1 protein-coding gene is annotated in these 1,025 nt (G+C 75.7%); it reads left to right on the top strand.

What is annotated here, in order from left to right; translation table 11 throughout:
• A partial coding sequence (locus CCN42_RS40780) for a YcaO-like family protein (RefSeq protein ID WP_211294914.1) occupies positions 1 to 1,025 on the top strand: 1,025 nt, incomplete at both ends.

Below are 1,025 nucleotides of genomic sequence, written 5' to 3'. Positions count from 1 at the left end.
CCGTCCGCCTCGGCCTGCCCGACCCGGAGTTCGACGGCCACCCCGCCCGGCGGACCGTGCCGTACTCCCCGGACCTGGAACTCGACTGGGTGCACGGCTGGTCGCTCACCGAGCGCCGTGCGCTGGCGGTACCCGAGCACGTGGCGTACTGGGACGTGCCGGGGCCGCACCGGCCCCGTGTGGTGTACGAGTCCTCCAACGGCTGCGGACTGGGCAACAGCCCCCTGGAGGCGGTGCTCTACGGGCTGTTCGAGGTCGCGGAGCGCGACGCCTTCCTGATGGCCTGGTACGCGCGGACCCCGCTGCCCCGGGTGGCGGTACCCGCCGACGACCCGGAGGTCACCGCGCTGGCCGACCGCGCCGCGCTGCTGGGCTACCGCCTGACCCTGTTCGACGCCACCAACGACCTGGGCGTCCCCGCGGTGGTCTCGCTGTGCCGCTATACGGGCACGCGTCCCGACGCACCGCGCGCGTTCCTGGCCGCCGGCGCCCACCACGACCCCCGCGTGGCGATCCGCTCGGCGGCGGCCGAGGTGGTGACCAACGTCCAGGAGGCCGCCCGCCGTTGCGCACCCGGCGGCCCCCGGGACCCGGAGCGGCTGCGCCCGATGCTCGACCGGCCCGACCTCGTGCTCGATCTCGACGACCACGTCGGCCTCAGCACCCTGCCCGAGGCACAGCCCCGGCTCGACTTCCTGTGCGCCGACTCCCCGCCGGCCCCGTGGTCCGAACGGTGGCCGGGGACGCCCGAGCCGGTGCCCGACCTGGCGGCACTGCTGGAGCGGGCCGTGGAGCGACTGGCCGGCGAGGGCCTGGAGGTCATCGCCGTCACACAGGACGAGCCGGGGGTGCGGGACCGCCTCGGCCTGCACTGCGCCAAGGTGATCGTCCCGGGCACGCTCCCGATGACCTTCGGACACGTCAACCGCCGCACCGCTGGACTGGACCGGCTGCTGCAGGTGCCCCACCGGCTGGGCCGCGCCGTCCGGTCGCCCCGCCGCGAGGAACTGCCCCTGTACCCCCAC

Source organism: Streptomyces glaucescens (genome assembly GCF_002154375.1).
GTDB classification, from domain to species: Bacteria; Actinomycetota; Actinomycetes; order Streptomycetales; family Streptomycetaceae; genus Streptomyces; species Streptomyces glaucescens.
The sequence above is the reverse complement of the archived record's forward strand: the minus strand, read 5'-3'. Positions and strand labels throughout refer to the sequence as shown.